Consider the following 16006-nt stretch of genomic DNA (forward strand, 5'->3'; position numbering starts at 1 on the left):
CCGCTAGCCCTCGCGCGGCACCAGGCTGAGCACCACGTCGGGGCCCACCCGATCGATTCCGTCGAACTGCCAGCGCAACGCCCGCGCGATCGTGGACACTCCAACGTCGTCGACCGCGGTGACCGGACCACCCAACAAGGTCGGCGCGACGTAGGCGAGGATCCGATCCACCGCCCCCGCCCGCAGGAAGGCGCCCGCCAGGGTCGGGCCACCCTCCAGCAGCACGTCGGTGCGGTCCGAGACCGCCTTGAGCACCTCCATGGGGTCGTGCGTCCGGATCAGCATCGTTCGCGAATCGTCGTTGAGAACCTTTGCCTCCGAAGGTATTTCGCGCATCCCCACGACAACCCGCAGCGGCTGCCGCTCGGCCAGCGAGCCGTCGGGCAACCGGGCGGTCAGCGCCGGGTCGTCGGCCAGCACCGTGCCGGTGCCCACCACGATCGCCTCGCACGCCCCGCGGCGGCGATGCAGGTCCAGCCGCGAGGCCTCGCTGGAAATCCACTGGCTGGAGCCGTCGGCCGCGGCGCTGCGGCCATCGACGCTGCTGGCGTACTTCCACGTCAGGTGCGGCAGCCCGGTCCGCTGCTTGTGCAGCCACTCCCGCAGCGGCCCGCCGGCCACCTCGTCGGCCAGCACACCCGAGCGCACCGCGACGCCCGCCTCCGCGAGCCGGGCCGCGCCCCCGGCGGCCTCCGGGTTCGGGTCGGCGACCGCGTAGACCACCGTGCTCACCTTGGCGTCCAGCAGCGCGTTCACGCACGGCGGCGTCTTGCCGTAGTGGTTGCACGGCTCGAGGGTCACCACGGCGGTTCCACCGGCGGCCAGGTCGCCGGCGCGGCGCAGCGCCAGGATCTCGGCGTGGTCGCCGCCGGCCGGTTCGGTGCCGCCCACGCCGACCACTTCCCCGCGGGCGTCCAGGATGACCGCGCCCACCGGGGGATTCGGGTACGTCGTTCCCTTGACGAGATTGGACTGCTCGATCGCCAAGCGCATCGCGGCGTCAAGGCCCTCGCCCGGCGAAACGGTCATCGACGCAGGTGCGGGGAGGCGCCGGCGGCCTGTCGGCGCAACGCCTCGATCGCGGTCTCCGGGTCGGCGGCGCCGTACACGGCGGATCCCGCGACGAAGCAGTCGACGCCCGCCTCGGCGGCCTGCTCGATGGTGTCCCCGTTGATCCCCCCGTCGATTTCGACCAGGATCGTCAACTCCCCCGCGTCGATGAGCTTGCGCGCGGTGCGCACCTTGCTCAGGACCTCGGGGATGAAGCTCTGGCCGCCGAAACCGGGCTCGACCGACATGATGAGCAGCGTGTCGAACTGCGGCAGGATCTCGAGGTACGGCTCGAGCGGCGTGCCCGGCTTCACGCTGATGCCCGCTTTGGCGCCCGCGGCGCGGATGTCGCGTGCGACCGCGATCGGATTCTCGGTGGCCTCGGCGTGGAAGGTGACGTTGTAGGCGCCCGCCTCGGCGTAGGGCGGCGCCCAGCGGTCGGGGTCCTCGATCATCAGGTGGCAGTCCATCGGGATGGTGGTGGCCGCCAGCAGGCTCTCCACCACCGGCAGCCCGAGGGTCAGGTTGGGCACGAAGTGGTTGTCCATCACGTCGACGTGCAGCCAGTCGGCGCCGGTCACGGCGGCGGCCTCGTCGGCAAGCCGGGAAAAGTCAGCGGAAAGGATCGACGGTGCGATCAGGGGCCCCTTCGAAGATTCCGTGTTGCCAGGCATGAGCGCCAGACTACTGAGCCGCGCGCCTCGGTTCACATCTGGCGGCGCCGCTACCCCGCCTCGCGGCGCAGCGCGGCCGCGGCCGGGTCCTTTTGTGTCGCGGCCTTGTTACCCCGCCTCGCGGCGCAGCGCGGCCGCGAACATCGCGTCGGTGCCGTGCCGGTGGGGCCACAGCTGGACATAGGGCCCGTCCCCCAAGCCCGGGACGGGCTCGAACAACGGCCGGGTGTCCAGCGAGCTCACCGGATAGCGGCGCAGCGCGTCGGCGACCACCCCGACGGTTTCGGCCAGGTGCGGCGAGCAGGTGGCGTAGAGCACCACGCCGCCGGGACGGGTCAGCGCGATCGCCGCGCCCAGCAGTTCGCGTTGCAGCTTGGTCAGCGCCGGCACGTCGGCCGGTTGACGGCGCCACCGGGCCTCGGGCCGGCGGCGCAGCGCCCCCAGCCCGGTGCACGGCGCGTCGACGAGCACCCGGTCGAACGTCGGCTCGAGGTCGGTGTGCCGGCCGTCGACCCGCAGCACGTCGACCGGCAGGCCACGGGTGTTCTCGGCCACCAGGTCGGCGCGGCGCGGGGCCGGCTCCACCGCGGTGACGCGGGCCCCGGACGCAGCACCCAGCGACGCCAGCAGCGCCGTCTTCCCGCCCGGCCCGGCGCACAGGTCGAGCCAGCGTCCGGCGTCGCCGACGACCGGCGCCAGGGTCAGCGCGCGGGCCACCAGCTGGCTGCCCTCGTCCTGCACCAGGGCGAGGGCGTCGCGCACCGGCGCCAGCCGCCCGGGATCGCCGCCCGGCAGGTACACCGCGTACGGCGAGTAGCGGCCGACGGTGCCGCCGACGGCGTCCGCCAGTTCAGCGGCGGTCAGAGCGCCGGCGCGCGCGGCCAGATGCACCTGGGGCCGTTCGTCATCGCTGGCGAGCACCGCGTCGAGTTCGCCCGCGGCCCCGCCCAGCGCGTCGGCGAAGGCCTGGGCGATCCAGCGGGGATGGGCGTGCACGAACGCGGCATGCCCGATCGGGTCCCGCGCCGGGTCCGGGGCCAGCTCCCCTACCCAGGATTTCTCGTCGCGCCCGGAGATGGTGCGCAGCACCCCGTTGACGAAACCCGCTCGCGCCGAGTCGAATTCGAGGCCCGCCTGTTCGACGGTGGTGGACACCGCGGCGTGTGCGTCGACGCGGGTGCGCAGCAACTGATACGCGCCGAGGCGCAGCAGGTCGAGCAGGACGGGGTCGATGGCATTCGGGGCGCGCCCGGCGGCCGCGCCGATGACCGCGTCGAGCAGGCCGCGGCTGCGGCAGGTGCCATAGGTCAGCTCGGTGGCGAATGCGGCGTCGCGGCCGGTGATTCCGCGCTCGCGCAGCAGCGCGGGCAGCGCCAGGTTCGCGTACGCGTCGCGCTCGCTGACCGCCCGGAGCACCTCGAACGCGGCCGCCCGGGCCGGGTCGAGCGGCCGGCGGGCGGGCCGGCGATCCCGCTGGGGTGGGCGGCGGTCGCGTTGCTGCGGCCGCGGCGGCTTGCGGTCCGGCCGCGGGCGCTGCCGTCCGTCACGGCCGGTGCTCATGTCGCCCGCACCGCGGGATCGAGCCGGGCACCCCGCGCCCAGTCGATCGCGTTCATGAATTTCTTTCCGGGCGGCTGGATCTGGCCCAGGCGAACCGGGGCGGAACCGGTGCCGACCCAGACGCTTTTGCGGTCGACGCGAATAGCGCCGGGCGGCAACGGTTCTGGCGAACCGGATGCGTCGCCGGCGTCGACCGGCCCGATTTTGATGCGCAGGTCGCCGATCACCGTCCAGGCGCCGGGGTTGGGCGTGACGGCACGGATGCGGCGTTCCACCACCAGCGCCGGCAGGTCCCAGCGCACCCGGGCCTGCTCGACGGTGATCTTGGGTGCGATGCTGACCCCCTCGGCCGGTTGCGGCCGCGGTGTCAACGTCGAATCGGCAATGCCGTCCAGGGTGGTCGACAACAGCGCCGCACCCGAAATCGCCAGTCGCTCAAGCAATTCCCCGGCGGTATCGGTCGGGCGTATCGTCTCGGTCACCACTCCGTAGATCGGGCCCGAGTCCAGGCTCGGCTCGATCTGGAACGTCGAGGCCCCGGTGATGGCGTCCCCCGCGGCGATGGCCGCCTGGACCGGCGCCGCGCCGCGCCAGGCGGGCAGCAGGGAGAAGTGCAGGTTGATCCAGCCCCGCGGGGGCACCGCCAGCAGGTCGTCGCGCAGCAGCGCGCCGTAAGCGACGACCGCACAGCAGTCCGGCCCCAACTGCGACAGCTCCGCAACGAATTCCGCCGAGTTCGGCCGCGACGGCCGCAGCACCGGAATGCCACGGTCGAGCGCCTCCCGGGCCACCGGCGAGGGCTCCGGCTTGCCCCGCCGCCCGGCGGCGGCGTCGGGACGGGTCAGCACCGCGATCACGTCGTGGTGGGGTGAGTCGATGAGGCGGCGCAGTGCGGGCAGCGCGGGTTCGGGGGTACCGGCGAAGACGAGGCGCACCCGCCCAGTCTAGGAAGCGCCGGACGCCGGCCGGACCCGCCCGAGCAGACCGGGTGTGCGTGCGTACACTGTTGCTTATGGCTACTGTTTCTTGGAGTCATTATTTGGCGGCGTGAACCGCGCCGTTTCGTGTCGACATCGACGTCGAACGACCCTTTCCCTTCCCCCAAGGAGGTCTGATGACCGTCGACTCCACCATCAGCGACGCCCGAGTCGCCGCCACACATCGCACGGTTTGGGCACTGGGCGACTACGCCCTGATGGCCGAGGAAGTGATGGCCCCGCTGGGCCCCGCCCTCGTGCAGGCCACCGGGCTCGGGCCCGGCGTCCGGGTCCTCGACGTCGCCGCCGGCTCGGGCAATATCTCGCTGCCGGCCGCCGCCGCCGGCGCCGCCGTCGTTTCCACCGACCTGACCCCCGAGTTGCTCCGGCGCTCGCGGGACCGGGCCGCGGCGCAGGGCCTGACGATCGACTACCGGGAAGCCAATGCGCACGCGCTGCCCTTCGGCGACGGCGAATTCGATGTCGTCATGTCCGCGATCGGCGTGCAGTTCGCCCCCGACCAGCAGCGCGCCGCCAGCGAGCTGGTCCGGGTCTGCCGGCCGGGCGGCACGATCGGCGTGATCAGCTGGACCCCGGAGGGCTTCTTCGGGCGGATGCTGGCCACCATCCGGCCCTACCGGCCGAGCCTGTCGCATCCCGTGCCGCCGGCGGCGTTGTGGGGGCGGCCGGGCTACGTCACCGCGCTGCTGGGCGCGGGCATCGGCGAAATCACCACGGCGCGTGGCACGTTGGCGGTGGACCGGTTCGCCAGCGCCGAGGCCGTGCACGCCTACTTCAAACGGCACTACGGCCCGACGATCGAGGCCTACGCGAACATCGGCCACAACCGGGTGCTGGCCGCCGAGCTCGATGCCCAACTCGTCGAGCTCGCGCAGCAACACCTCGTCGACGGCGCGATGGGGTGGGAATACCTGCTGGTCACCGCCACCAAGCGGGACGCCTAGGCGGGTACGACCCGGGCGCTACAGGTCGATATCGGCGTCCAGGTGCACGTCGGGCTCGCCGCCGGCCGCGGTGAACGCCGTCAGTGCCCGCACCAGCCCGTGGCGCTCCGGCGGCGGCATCTTCGCGACGATCGCCGCGATCTCGGTGCGCCGGTGCGCGGTGACCTGGTGGACGACGTCGCGGCCGCGCGTGGTCAGCGCGGCCAGCAGCTCACGGCGCGAGGTCGGGTGCGGCAGGCGGTCGATCAGTCCGGCGGCGACCAATCGGTCCACCATCCGGCCGGTGGCCGACGGCTGCACGCCCAGCAGGCCCGCGAGGGTGGCCAGATTCACCGGTCCGCGATTGGACAGGATCACCAGCGTCCGGAACTGCGCGATGGTGATGGTCTCGTCGACCTGCCCGACGGACCGGGCCGAGATCGCCATCAGCAAACGGGAGGCCGTCAGCAAAGCATCGGTGATGACGTCCAATGACTCGTCAACAGTGGCGTTGTCCGCTGTCATATCGCCCCTCCCCGGATGGTTTCCGGCCTCTCGGCGGCTAAGGAATAGAAAGTGTAGCAACCTTCCAATGTCGTAAACAGGAAATATTGCATGCACATACTGTCGCCCAGGGTAACGATTCGTGAAGGTTAGCCGATGTGCAACGGATCGATCTGCACCCGGGCGGGCTCATGGGTTTGCCGGGCGCTGAGCACGCCGACGCCGCGGCGCAGCGCGGCCGCCAGCGCCAGGCCCTGCCGGCGGGGCACGCGCACCAGCATCCTCGTCACCGCCACGCCGGGCGGGGTCCCCGCGGGGCGGCGCACGCCGGGCGGCAGGTCCACCGGGCCGAGCAGGTCGGCTTCGAGGTCGGCCAGCCGGATCTCGTCGAGCAGCGCGGTCACCGCGTCGGGCGTTCCGTCGATGGCCGCCATGTGCACGCTGGGCGGCAGGCCCACTTCGGCACGGGCGGTCAGTTCCGATTCCGCGTGGCCCACCGGGTCCCAGCGGATCAGCGATTGCACTGTGGGAAGCGATGATTCGGCGACCACCAGCACCACACCGCCGTCGCCGCGGGCGCGCACCAGCGCGGCGGCGCTCATCCAGCGCCACAGCGCGTCCTCGGCGGCGCGCAGATCCTGCCGACCCAGCAGCGCCCACGTGTCCAACAGCAGGGCGGCGCCGTAGCCGCCGGACGCGTGCGGTTCGGCCCCCGGGGTGGCGACCACCAGGGCCGGTCCGGGGGCGACCTCGGGCACGATGCCGTCGCCCGAGGAGGTGATCACCGCCGTGCCCGGAAACGCGCGTCCGAGTTCCTCGGCGGTGCGGCGGGCCCCGACGACGACGGCGCGTACCGCGTCCGACCCGCAGCGCGCGCACCGGGGGGTCGGGTCGACCCGCCCGCACCAGCGGCACAGCAGCGCCGCGCCCCCCTCCCGCGACGACTCGGGTAGTGAGAGGGGGCCCGTGCAGTGCCGGCAGCGGGCGATGGTGCGGCAGCGCGCGCACGCCAGCGACGGGACGTACCCGCGCCGCGGCACCTGCACCAGCACCGGCGCCCCGGCCTGCAGCGCCGAGCGGGCGGCGCGCAGCGCGATCGAGGGAATGCGTGCCGTGCGCGCCGCCGGGTCGCGCTCGTCGGCGTAGCCGGTGTCGTCGAGCGCGCTCACCCGCGGGGTGCGGGCGCGCACCACGGGCCGGGCCGCGGCGATGTCCTGCGCCCATCCGCTGCGCACCAGCGCGTGCGCCTCCGCGGTGCGCGCGTAACCACCGATCAGCGCCGCGCACCGGGCCTGATGCGCGCGCAGCATCGCCACCTCGCGGGCGTGCGGGTACGGGGCCCGCGGCTCGGCCAGGCTGTCGTCGGCGTCGGCCCACACCATGACCAGACCCAGATCGCTCAACGGCGTGAACACCGCACTGCGGGTGCCGATCACCAGCCGCGCGGTGCCGCGCAGCGCCGCCAGCCAGCGGCGGTACCGGGCCGCCGGTCCCAGGCCGGCCGACAGGGACACCACGCAGCCCTCGTCGATCCGCGACGTCGCGGCCCGCCACAGGGCGTCCAGGTCGCGCTGATCGGGAACGATCGCCAGCACCGACCGGCCGGCCCGCACGGTTTGCGCGGCGGCCTCGGCGAAGCGATCGGTCCACGGCTCGCCCGGCAGCGCCTGCCACACGGCCCGGGCGGCGCGCGACTCGGCCAGGGCGGCCAGGAACTGAGCGCCCCGCCCGTAGACGTCCCAGCCCGACGGGTCGACGGGCGCCGGGATCACTCGGCCGGGCGGATCCCGGCTGACCACGGGCTCCCGCTCCACCCTGGCGTGGCGGGCCGGCACGGCCAGGCGTAACACGTCGGGGCGGGTGCCCGCGTAGCGCGCGGCCACCGCGTCGACCAGCCGGCGGATTTCGGGGGTGAGCACCGGTTCGGCCGACACGACGCGATCGAGCCAGCCCAATTTGCCCGGGTGGTCGGTGTCATTGCGGCGCTCCAGCACGAACCCGTCGACCAGCCGGCCATGGAAGCGGACCCGGACCCGCACCCCGGGCTGGGCGTCGTCGGATTGCTCGGCCGACACCAGGTAGTCGAACTCGCGGTCCAGGTGCGGCACCGACAGCATCGGCAGCACGCGGGCGATGGGCTCTACCTCGACCGGCGTGCGCGCGCTGGGGCTCACGGCGCCCTCGGGCCGCGAATCATGGTGCTATCCAATGTTTTTACCGTCCGGCCCGCAGCGTACCGGCGACCACTGACGAATCAGCCTTCGGCGGGCGCCGAGGCGTCCCCGGTGTCCCGGCCGGGCAGTTCGCGGCCGAAGAAGAACCCCGCCGTGATCAGGATCTGGGCCGCCGCGTACGACCACCAGATCGGCACGGCGAGCGCCTCGTTGCCCAGGATGAAGCGGCTGATGGCGATCATCGAGTCCGACGCCGCGAAACACAGCGCCCCCACCGCCGTCCAGATCGTCGGCAGTTTCGCCAGCAGCGCCGTGCACACCATCGCGGTCAGCACCACCATGTAGACGGTCACCGGCAGCGTCAGCTTGTCCGGGCCCAGATGGGGCCAGAACCACGCCAGCAGCGCGATCGACACCAGACACATCAGGACCACCGCGGCGATCCGGAGCGCCGCGGGCCGCTCGGCCTGCGGCGACCGCGACAACGACGGCACCAGCGGCAGCAGGGCGGCGATAAAACACATGTGCGCCAATAGGAATGACAACAGACCGACCTCGAAGGACAGCGTCCACCACGGGATCGCGAGCACCCAGTCACCGATGGCCGACAACAGCAGCGCCGCCATCAGCCACCGCCGCTCCCGAACGCATCCGTGCCCCGCCGCGGCCAGCGTCAGCAGGACCGCCATCGACGCCTTGAACGCGGGCTGCAGCACCCAGTGACCGGTCAGCTCCATTCCCGGCGGGGAGCGCAGCGCCAGCACGGTCAGGTAGATGCCGTAGCCCAGGGCCACCCACCCGGCCACCACCCAGGCGCCCGCCACCAGGCGAGGTGCGTACGGTACGTCCATGCCCAGCTTGGATGATTCAGCCGACGAGAAACCCGGGATCGACCCCATCCTGCAGAAGGTACTGGATGCGGTTCCCTTCCGGCTATCCACCGAGGACGGAATCGACGCGGCGCGGCAGCGGTTCCGCGACCTGCCGCGCAGGCCGTTGCATCCCGAGCTGCGGGTCGAGGACCGCACGATTCCGGGCCCCGCGGGTTCGGTCGCGGTCCGGATCTATTGGCCGCCAAGCCATTCCGACGGCCGGCCCGGGATCCCCGCGGCGCCCGTCGTGCTGTTTTTCCACGGCGGCGGCTTCGTCATCGGCGACCTCGACACGCACGACGGCACGGCCCGCCAGCATGCGGTCGGCGCCGACGCGATCGTGGTGTCGGTCGACTACCGGCTGGCTCCCGAGCATCCCTACCCCGCCGCCGTCGAAGACGCGTGGGCCGCAACGCTTTGGGTCGCCGAGCACGCCGCCGACCTGCACGGCAACCCGGGCCGGATCGCGGTCGCCGGGGATTCGGCGGGCGGCACCATCGCCGCCGCGGTCGCGCAGCGGGCCCGCGACGGAGGCGGACCGGCCTTGAGGTTCCAGTTGCTGTGGTACCCGTCGACCATGTGGGACGCCACGCTGCCGTCCTTCGCCGAGAACGCCACCGCGCCGATTCTCGACGTCAAGGCCGTCGCCGAGTTCTCTCGTTGGTACGCGGGCGAAGTCGACCTGTCCGACCCGCCGTCGGACATGGCGCCGGGGCGGGCCAAAGACCTGAGCGATCTGGCGCCGGCCTACATCGGCGTCGCCGGCTACGACCCGCTGCGCGATGACGGCATCCGGTACGGCGAGCGGCTGGCGGCCGCCGGGGTCACCGTCCAGGTGCACAACGCCGAGACGCTGGTGCACGGCTACCTCGGCTATGCCGGTGTGGTGCCCGCGGCCACCGCGGCGCTCGAGCGCGGGCTGGCGGCGCTGCGAACCGCCCTGCAGCGCTGAGGCCAGGGCGTACGGTGAGTTCATGACGGAGCGCACCTTCGCCCAGCGGGACGGGGAGACCCCCGACTACCACACGCTGATCATCGGCGCCGGATTCTCCGGCATCGGCGCCGCCATCAACCTCGACAGGGCCGGGCTGCCCGATTACCTGGTGCTCGAAGCCGGCGACGGGGTCGGCGGCACCTGGCACTGGAACACCTATCCCGGTATCGCCGTGGACATTCCGTCGTTCTCCTACCAGTTCTCCTTCGAGCAGAGCCGGCACTGGTCGCGCACCTACGCGCCGGGCCGCGAGCTCAAGGCCTACGCCGAACACTGCGCCGACAAGTACGGCATCCGCTCGCGGATCCGGTTCAACACCAAGGTGCAAGCCGCCGAGTTCGACGACGAGCGGGGCCTGTGGCGGGTGCAGACCGACCCGGCGGGCGAAATCACGGCGAGGTTCTTGATCAGCGCCTGCGGCGTGCTGACGGTGCCGAACCTGCCCGACATCGACGGGGTGGACTCGTTCGCCGGCATCACCATGCACACCGCGCGGTGGGATCACGGCCAGGACTTGACCGGCAAGCGCGTCGCGGTGATCGGCACCGGCGCCTCGGCCGTGCAGGTGATCCCCGAGATCGCGCCAATTGTCTCGTCGCTCACCGTGTTTCAGCGCACACCGATCTGGTGTTTCCCGAAGCTGGATGTCCCTTTGCCCGCGCCGGCGCGCTGGGCGATGCGCATCCCCGCCGCCTTGGTGCTGCAGCGGCTGCTCAGCCAGGCGTACGTGGAACTCACCTTCCCGATCTCGGCGCACTACTTCACGGTGTTCCCGCTGGCCAAGAGGATGGCCGCGCTGGGACGCGCCTATCTGCGGCGGCAGGTCCGCGACCCGGCGGTGCGCGAGCAGCTCACCCCGCAATACGCCGTCGGCTGCAAGCGCCCCGGATTCCACAACGGCTATCTGGCCACCTTCAACCGCGACAACGTGCGGCTGGTCACCGAACCGATCGACAAGATCACGCCCGACGCGGTGGCGACCACCGACGGCGAAACCCACGACGTCGACGTGCTCATCCTGGCGACCGGCTTCAAGGTGATGGACCCCGACAACGTCCCCACGTTCGCGGTCACCGGCAGCGGCGGTCGGTCGTTGAGCCGGTTCTGGGACGAGCACCGCCTGCAGGCCTACGAGGGCGTCACCGTTCCGGGTTTTCCCAACATGTTCACGGTGTTCGGGCCGTACGGGTACGTCGGCTCGTCGTATTTCGCGCTGATCGAGGCGCAGACCCATCACATTGTGCGTTGCCTCAAGCGGGCCAAGCGCCTCGGCGCGACCCGCGTCGAGGTGAGCGAGGAGGCCAACGACCGCTATTTCGCCGAGATGATGCGCCGACGGCACCGGCAGATCTTCTGGCAAGACAGTTGCCGGCTGGCCAACAGCTATTACTTCGACAAGAACGGCGACGTGCCGCTGCGGCCGGGCACCACCCCGGAGGTCTACTGGCGCAGCCGGCGATTCGATCTGGACGACTACCGCTTCACCGGCTAGCGGATACGCTGCACGGGTGGCGAAGGAATTTGACAGCATCGACGAGTCGCTGCGCGACTTCATCCGCCAACAGGCCGTTTTCTTCGTCGCCACCGCGCCCTCCGAGGGTGGTCGAATCAACCTGTCCCCCAAGGGGTATTGCGACACGTTCGCGGTGCTCGACGAGCGCACCGTGGCCTACCTGGACCTGTTCGGCAGCGGCGTGGAGACCATCGCCCATCTGCGCGACAACGGCCGCATCACCGTCATGTTCTGCTCGTTCACCCGCAACTCGCGGATCCTGCGGCTGTTCGGCACCGGGCGGGTGATCCGGCCCGACGACGCCGAATTCGCCGATCTCATCACGCATTTCGGTGACCGGCATGCGGGGATCCGCGCCATCATCGTGGTCGACGTGGAGCGGATCGCCGACGCGTGCGGATTCGCGGTGCCCTACTACGAACTCGTCGACGAGCGACCGGTGCTCGACGCGTATCACCACAAGGCGCCCGACGAGGCCTACACGCGGCTGATCCACCGCAACCGGCGCAGCATCGACGGGTTGCCCGCGCTCGATCCCGACCACCCGGCGCCGCGGCAGTGAGCCGCCGCGCCTAGATGGCGCGCTTGAGGTCGTCGACCTTGTTCAGCTGCTCCCAGGGCAGTTCGACGTCGGTGCGGCCGAAGTGCCCGTAGGCGGCGGTCTGCGCGTAGATCGGGCGCAGCAGGTCCAGGTCGCGGATGATCGCGCCCGGTCGCAGGTCGAACACCTCGGGAACGATCTTCTCGATCTTGACCGGGTCGACGGTCGCGGTGCCGAAGGTCTCGATGAACAACCCGACCGGCGCGGCCTTGCCGATGGCGTAGGCCACCTGCACCTCGACCCGCTCCGCGAGCCCGGCGGCGACGATGTTCTTAGCCACCCAGCGCATCGCGTACGCCGCCGAGCGGTCCACCTTGGACGGGTCCTTGCCGGAGAAGGCCCCACCGCCGTGCCGCGCCCAGCCGCCGTAGGTGTCGACGATGATCTTGCGGCCGGTCAGCCCCGCGTCCCCCATCGGGCCGCCGACGACGAACTTGCCGGTCGGGTTGACCAGCAGCCGCGTCGAGGAGGTGTCCAGCGTGTCGTGCGCCAGGTCGTTGAGCACGGTGTTGAGCACCTTTTCCCGGATGTCGGGTGTCAGGGTGTTCTCCAGGTCGATGTCGGCCGCGTGCTGGGTGGAGATGACCACGGTGTCCAGCCGGACCGGGACGTCGTCCTCGAATTCGATCGTGACCTGCGTCTTGCCGTCGGGGCGCAGGTAGGGCAGCACCCCGTTCTTGCGGACCTCGGTCAGCCGGCGCGACAGGCGGTGGGCCAGCGCGATGGGCAGCGGCATCCGCTCGGGGGTGTCGTTGATCGCGTAGCCGAACATCAGGCCCTGGTCGCCGGCGCCCTGGGAGTCCAGCGGGTCGGCCGCGCCCTCGACGCGGGTCTCGTGGGCGGTGTCGACGCCCTGGGCGATGTCGGGCGATTGCGCGCCGATGCCGATGTTCACCCCGCAGGATGCCCCGTCGAAGCCCTTGTCCGACGAGTCGTAGCCGATGTCGAGGATGCGCTCGCGGACCGTGTTGGTGATGTCGGCGAAGGCCTCCTTGGCCGTCGTCGTCACCTCACCGACCACGTGCACCTGCCCGGTGGTCACCAGCGTCTCGACCGCGACACGTGAGCGCGGGTCCTGCGCCAGCAGGGCGTCGAGGACCGAGTCGCTGATCGCGTCACAGATTTTGTCGGGATGTCCCTCAGTCACCGACTCACTGGTAAACAGGCGACCCTTTTCGCTCATGCCAATCCTTCCAAATAGTTAGTCAACCGAATTATATCGGCCCGCGTCAGCCGGTCGGCACCCCGTCCCGGTGCCGAGAAGAACTCGACCCTCTACCCGCTGTCCCCGTGCAGGAACGCGGCGATCGCATCCACGATACGACTGGCCATCAATGTCTTGGAGCCGTGCTGCAGCGCCGACTCGGTGCCGTCGGAGGCCAGCAGCCAGCCGTCGTTGCTGTCCACCTCGAACGCGCGGCCATCGCCGACGGCGTTGACCACCAGCAGATCGCAGCCCTTGCGCTGCAGCTTGGCTCTCGCGTGAAACAGCACGTCGCCTTCTGTGTCGCCGGTCTCGGCGGCGAAGCCCACGATGGCCCGCATGTTGGGCAGCTGCCCGTGGGCGCGGGCCCGCACCGCCCCGGCGAGCACGTCGTCATTGCGCACCAGCTCGATCGTCGGCGCCCCTGTGTCTTCCGTGGCGCCCTTTTTGATCTTGGCGGCGGCGACGTGCGCGGGCCGGAAGTCGGCGACCGCGGCGGCCATCACCAGCACGTCGGCCTCGGGGGCGCGCTTGGACACCGCGTCGCCCAACTGGCTCGCGGAGCTGACGTGGACGACCTCGACACCGGCGGGATCGATCAGCCCGGCGGTGTGCCCGGCGATCAGGGTGACCTCGGCGCCGCGCTGGGCGGCCACCCGCGCCACGGCGTAGCCCTGTTTGCCGGAGCTTCGGTTGCCGATGAAGCGCACCGGGTCGACCGGTTCGCGGGTGCCGCCGGCGGTCACCAGCATCTTGCAGCCGGCGAGGTCGTAAGGCAGCGCGTCGTGGCGTTCCAGCAGTAGGTGGGCCAGGGTGGTGATCTCCTCGGCTTCGGGGAGCCGGCCCGACCCGCTGTCCGTCCCGGTGAGCCGCCCGGCGGCGGGCTCGAGCACCACCGCGCCGCGCCGGCGCAACGTGGCCACGTTGTCGACGGTGGCCGGGTGCAGCCACATCTCGGTGTGCATGGCCGGCGCGAACAGCACCGGGCATCGCGCGGTGAGCAGCGTGGCGGTCAGCAGGTCGTCGGCGCGGCCGTGCACCGCGCGGGCCAACAGATCCGCGGTGGCCGGGGCCACCACGACCAGGTCGGCCTGCTTGCCGAGCTGGACGTGCGGGACCTCGGGCACGTCGTTGAAGACGCCGGTGTGCACCGGCTGGCCGGAGAGCGCCTCAAAAGTGGCCGCGCCGACGAAACGCAGCGCGGACTCGGTCGGAATGACCCGGACGGAATGGCCGGCCTCGGACAGCTGACGGACGACGGTGCACGCCTTGTAGGCGGCGATGCCGCCGGAGACACCGACTACGACTCGTTTGGGGATCCGCGTGCGGTCCACAGCGCGCCCGGCCCGGCCCTGTTACTCGCCCTCGGTGTGCTCGAGCAGGTCGCCGTGGATCTCGCGGAGCGCGATCGAGAGCGGCTTTTCCTGCAGCCCCGGCTCGACCAGCGGCCCCACGTACTCGAGGATGCCCTCACCGAGCTGGTTGTAGTAATCGTTGATCTGACGGGCCCGCTTGGCCGCGTAAATGACCAGGGCGTACTTGCTCGAAACCCGGTCCAGCAGCTCGTCGATGGGCGGGTTGGTGATGCCCAGCGGAGTGTCGTAGGCGCCCGGCGCCCCGGCGGACAGATCGAACCGGTCGGGGACGGCGGCCAGGGCCGCGTCGGACTGCGGAATAGTCACTGAGGTCAATCTCCTCTGCGTTCGAAATCGGGCTCGAGCCCCAAAACGGCTGATCACCGCTGAAAGTTCGGTACTCAATCTTGATTGGATGCGGTCTGGCTTCTGGTCTGGCCAGCTGGGTCATGCCGGTTCGGCGCAGTTCCCACCAGCAAGGATACCAATTCGGCGCACGCAGACTCCAATCGACGGTTGACGACCACCCGATCGAAGTCGTCGCGGGCCGCCATTTCGATGCGGGCGGTCTCGAGGCGCCGCTGCATGACCTCCGGGGTCTCGGTGCCCCGGCCGACGAGCCTGGCCTCCAAGTCCTCCCAGCTGGGCGGCGCCAAAAACACCGTCAGGGCCTCGGGCATCGCCCTCTTCACTGCCCTGGCCCCGGCCAGATCCACCTCGATCAGGACCGGGAATCCGCGGGCGGTGGCGGCCCGAACCGGCTCGGCCAGGGTGCCCGAGCGGTGTAGGCCCGCGTGAATCTCGGCCCATTCCAGCAGCGCGCCCTCGTCGATCAGCTGCTGGAAGCGTTCGGGGCTGACGAAGTGGTAGTCGACGCCGTCGACCTCGCCGGGCCGCGGCGCCCGTGTGGTGGCCGAGACGCTGAAATGCAGGTCCGGGACCCGCTCGCGCAGGCACCGGACCACCGTCGACTTGCCGACCGCGGAGGGACCGGACAGCACGACCACACGCCCGTCACCGGATGGCTCGGGACGTAACCCGTGCTGGATGTCCGGTCCCCCGCCGCTCACCGGCGCTCCTGGGCAGGTGCGCCCACGGCTCGGGCCGGTGTGCCCGCCGTCTCCTCAGGCCGTTCGGCCTGCATCGTCGGCGGCCGGGTTAGGAGCCGAACTTTTCCAGCAGGGCCTTGCGCTGACGATCGCCGAGACCGCGCAGGCGGCGGGTGGGGGCGATCTCCAGCTCAGTCATGATTTCCTGCGCCTTGACCTTGCCCACCTTGGGCAACGCCTCGAGAAGCGCGGAAACCTTCATCTTGCCCAGGACTTCGTCGGTCTCGGCGTCCTTGAGCACCTGGGTGAGGTTGGTGCCGCCACGCTTCAGCCGGTCCTTGAGCTCTGCTCGCGCTCGACGTGCGGCAGCCGCCTTCTCCAACGCGGCCGCGCGCTGCTCGTCGGTCAACTGGGGAAGGGCCACGATTCCTCCGTATCTGATCAATCAATTTCAATCGATCTCATTTTGTCTCGCCGGTTCTTCTGCCAGCGGAGACGACCGTACTCAGGCCTCCTGACGAAATCTAACCCGCCC

16 protein-coding genes are annotated in these 16006 nt (G+C 71.1%); 4 read left to right on the forward strand and 12 right to left on the reverse strand.

Annotated elements, in window-relative coordinates; genetic code table 11:
* Positions 1–3: 3 nt before the first annotated feature.
* The 4 genes from ribD to fmt form a co-directional block, all read right to left on the reverse strand.
* Complete coding sequence (gene ribD / locus AC0KTM_RS14905) at positions 4–1029, reverse strand: bifunctional diaminohydroxyphosphoribosylaminopyrimidine deaminase/5-amino-6-(5-phosphoribosylamino)uracil reductase RibD (protein WP_238956275.1); 1026 nt, start codon at positions 1027–1029, stop codon at positions 4–6.
* A complete protein-coding gene (rpe, locus tag AC0KTM_RS14910; RefSeq protein WP_225330533.1) occupies positions 1026–1733 on the reverse strand; it encodes a ribulose-phosphate 3-epimerase in 708 nt (235 codons plus the stop codon). The genes ribD and rpe overlap by 4 nt, the downstream gene beginning before the upstream one ends.
* A gap of 99 nt (positions 1734–1832) precedes the next feature.
* Positions 1833–3284 carry an RsmB/NOP family class I SAM-dependent RNA methyltransferase gene (locus AC0KTM_RS14915; RefSeq protein WP_472416012.1) on the reverse strand — a complete coding sequence of 484 codons (1452 nt, stop codon included), beginning with the start codon at positions 3282–3284 and terminating at the stop codon, positions 1833–1835.
* Positions 3281–4219 carry a methionyl-tRNA formyltransferase gene (gene fmt / locus AC0KTM_RS14920; RefSeq protein ID WP_225328435.1) on the reverse strand — a complete coding sequence of 313 codons (939 nt, stop codon included), beginning with the start codon at positions 4217–4219 and terminating at the stop codon, positions 3281–3283. Before fmt ends, AC0KTM_RS14915 begins: the two co-directional genes overlap by 4 nt.
* 179 nt (positions 4220–4398) lie before the next feature.
* Between fmt and AC0KTM_RS14925 the strand changes: the two genes are divergently transcribed.
* Positions 4399–5226, forward strand: coding sequence for a class I SAM-dependent methyltransferase (locus tag AC0KTM_RS14925; RefSeq protein ID WP_472416014.1), 828 nt, complete (start codon positions 4399–4401; stop codon positions 5224–5226).
* A gap of 18 nt (positions 5227–5244) precedes the next feature.
* On the opposite strand, the gene AC0KTM_RS14930 is transcribed toward AC0KTM_RS14925, so the two are convergent.
* The 3 genes from AC0KTM_RS14930 to AC0KTM_RS14940 all read right to left on the reverse strand — a co-directional run bounded on the left by AC0KTM_RS14930 (position 5245) and on the right by AC0KTM_RS14940 (position 8734).
* Positions 5245–5730 (reverse strand): MarR family winged helix-turn-helix transcriptional regulator, encoded by a 486-nt coding sequence (locus tag AC0KTM_RS14930; protein ID WP_067165904.1) that lies wholly within the window; start codon positions 5728–5730, stop codon positions 5245–5247.
* 128 nt (positions 5731–5858) lie between these two features.
* Complete coding sequence (locus tag AC0KTM_RS14935) at positions 5859–7826, reverse strand: primosomal protein N' (RefSeq protein WP_472417486.1); 1968 nt, start codon at positions 7824–7826, stop codon at positions 5859–5861.
* A gap of 137 nt (positions 7827–7963) precedes the next feature.
* On the reverse strand, positions 7964–8734 hold the full coding sequence (locus AC0KTM_RS14940) for a lysoplasmalogenase (RefSeq protein ID WP_472416016.1): 771 nt from the start codon (positions 8732–8734) through the stop codon (positions 7964–7966).
* On the opposite strand from AC0KTM_RS14940, the gene AC0KTM_RS14945 reads away from it, so the two are divergent.
* Genes AC0KTM_RS14945 through AC0KTM_RS14955 form a run of 3 tightly spaced genes read left to right on the forward strand, consistent with a single transcriptional unit; the run spans position 8733 to position 11824 of the window.
* On the forward strand, positions 8733–9707 hold the full coding sequence (locus AC0KTM_RS14945) for an alpha/beta hydrolase (protein WP_472416018.1): 975 nt from the start codon (positions 8733–8735) through the stop codon (positions 9705–9707). The two genes, AC0KTM_RS14940 and AC0KTM_RS14945, sit on opposite strands and share 2 nt — an antisense overlap.
* Before the next feature lie 22 nt (positions 9708–9729).
* A complete protein-coding gene (locus AC0KTM_RS14950; RefSeq protein ID WP_472416020.1) occupies positions 9730–11241 on the forward strand; it encodes a flavin-containing monooxygenase in 1512 nt (503 codons plus the stop codon).
* Between the two features lie 16 nt (positions 11242–11257).
* Complete coding sequence (locus tag AC0KTM_RS14955; RefSeq protein WP_472416022.1) at positions 11258–11824, forward strand: pyridoxamine 5'-phosphate oxidase family protein; 567 nt, start codon at positions 11258–11260, stop codon at positions 11822–11824.
* Between the two features lie 10 nt (positions 11825–11834).
* On the opposite strand, the gene metK is transcribed toward AC0KTM_RS14955, so the two are convergent.
* The 5 genes from metK to mihF all read right to left on the reverse strand — a co-directional run bounded on the left by metK (position 11835) and on the right by mihF (position 15895).
* Positions 11835–13046 (reverse strand): methionine adenosyltransferase, encoded by a 1212-nt coding sequence (gene metK, locus AC0KTM_RS14960; RefSeq protein WP_225328442.1) that lies wholly within the window; start codon positions 13044–13046, stop codon positions 11835–11837.
* A 92-nt stretch (positions 13047–13138) separates the two neighbouring features.
* A complete protein-coding gene (gene coaBC / locus AC0KTM_RS14965) occupies positions 13139–14401 on the reverse strand; it encodes a bifunctional phosphopantothenoylcysteine decarboxylase/phosphopantothenate--cysteine ligase CoaBC (protein ID WP_238956284.1) in 1263 nt (420 codons plus the stop codon).
* Positions 14402–14422: 21 nt separating this feature from the next.
* Positions 14423–14749 carry a DNA-directed RNA polymerase subunit omega gene (gene rpoZ, locus AC0KTM_RS14970; protein WP_008258195.1) on the reverse strand — a complete coding sequence of 109 codons (327 nt, stop codon included), beginning with the start codon at positions 14747–14749 and terminating at the stop codon, positions 14423–14425.
* A gap of 74 nt (positions 14750–14823) precedes the next feature.
* A complete protein-coding gene (gene gmk, locus AC0KTM_RS14975; RefSeq protein WP_238957320.1) occupies positions 14824–15471 on the reverse strand; it encodes a guanylate kinase in 648 nt (215 codons plus the stop codon).
* A 109-nt stretch (positions 15472–15580) separates the two neighbouring features.
* Positions 15581–15895, reverse strand: coding sequence for an integration host factor, actinobacterial type (mihF, locus tag AC0KTM_RS14980; protein ID WP_007171927.1), 315 nt, complete (start codon positions 15893–15895; stop codon positions 15581–15583).
* Between the last annotated feature and the right edge of the window lie 111 nt (positions 15896–16006).

This window comes from Mycobacterium sp. NTMscope_Eco_3 (assembly GCF_976985685.1).